General features: G+C 69.3%; 1 protein-coding gene. It reads right to left on the bottom strand.

The window, feature by feature from the left end:
• Positions 1-130 precede the first annotated feature (130 nt).
• On the bottom strand, positions 131-1,492 hold the full coding sequence (locus ACZ7GX_RS45675; protein ID WP_498786923.1) for an IS701 family transposase: 1,362 nt from the start codon (positions 1,490-1,492) through the stop codon (positions 131-133).
• Between the last annotated feature and the right edge of the window lie 70 nt (positions 1,493-1,562).

The raw sequence follows: 1,562 nt of genomic DNA, 5'->3' as shown, positions 1-1,562 counted from the left end.
CTAGTAGTGCTTTGTTAGGTTTGTCGATAGTTGTTGCGGTGTAGCGGTTTCACGGTTTGGTGGCAGGTCGGGCATGCGCCGGTCCAGGTCGCGAGGAGTAGTTGCAGCTCGCGGATGGCCTTGTAGAGGGTCAGGCCGGCGCAGCCGCTTTTGGGTCGCCCCGCAGCAGGGTGAGGAACAGGTGCGCGGCGGTGACCAGGGTGACGTGGCGGTGCCAGCCTCGCCAGGAACGCCCCTCGAAGTGGTCCAGGCCGAGGCCGGTCTTGAGTTCGCGGTAGTCGTGTTCGATGCGCCAGCGGATCTTGGCGTAGCGGACGAGGTCGGCGGGGCTCGTGGTGGCGGGAAGGCTGGACAGCCAGTAGGTGACCGGTTCGGGCTCGTCGTCGGGCCATTCGGCGATCAGCCACCGCTCGGGCAGGCTGCCGTCCTCGCCGTCGCGGGGGACGCGGTGTCCGCCGGGCCGAACCCTCAGGAACACAAACCGTGAAGTCAGTGGGCCTTTACTGCCTTCACGCCAGGTGAGGGTGAGCGCGGCCTCACGGCCGGCGGCGGCCACGTGCCGGGCCAGGTTGACCGGCTCGTCCGGGTAGACGGGCTGGTCAGAGGGCGGGCGGCCGCACCGGCCCGTGCCGGACCATTCCCGCGTGACGGGGACCGCCTCGCCGGTGTGGGCCAGGGTCTCGCCTTTGAGTTGCACGCTGTAGGCGATGTCCCGCTCGTCGAGCGCTGCCCGGAACCGGGCGTTGTCGCCGTAACCGGCGTCGGCGACCAGCACCGGTGGACGCAACCCGTGTTCGGCGAGTTCGTCGAGCATCTCGACCGCCAGCGTCCACTTCGGACGGTGTCCCTCGTCTTCGGGTATCCCGCACCGGTCCCGTCGTGCCCGGGCGGCCTCGGTGACCGCCTCCACGTCGACCTCGGCGCCGGAACCGGCCTCTTCGGCGGCCTGTGCGGCCACTCGTGGCGCGTTCTTCAGCGTCCTGCGCCGCTTGGCTTTGGCCGCCTTGACCGCCGCCGGACCCGCCTTGGCGGTGTCCCAGGACTCCGGCAGGAACAACCGCCAGTCCAGCGGGCAGGAGGCGGTGTCGGTGACCGCGTGCACGCTGACCCCGATCTGGCAGTTGGCGACCTTGCCCAGCGTTCCGGAGTACTGCCGGGCCACCCCGGGCGAGCTCTTGCCGTCTTTCGGGAAGCCGCTGTCGTCGACCGCCCAGGCCACCGGAGCGATCGCCTCCACCGCCTTGCGGGCCAACCGCACTCGCACCGCGTCGGTGTCCCAGGTCGAGGTGGTCACGAACTGTTGCAGCCCTTGATGGTCGACTCCCAGCCGCTCCGCCATCGGCTGCATCGACTTGCGCTGTCCGTCCAGCAGCAGCCCTCGCAGATACGTCTCGCCCTTGGCCCGCTGATCGGAACGGGCCAAGGGCGCGAACACCTCCGCCGCGAACTCCTCAAGGCGTTGCCTGACATGAGCAAGCTCATCAGGGGTCACCGGGACATGAAACCGCCCAGCCCGCCCCGGTGCCCCCCCGACACGCCGAAACCTAACAAAGCACTACTAG

The organism is Actinosynnema sp. NPDC037264, assembly GCF_055603705.1.
Note: the sequence above shows the minus strand (reverse complement) of the source record. Positions and strands in the feature narration are given on the sequence as shown.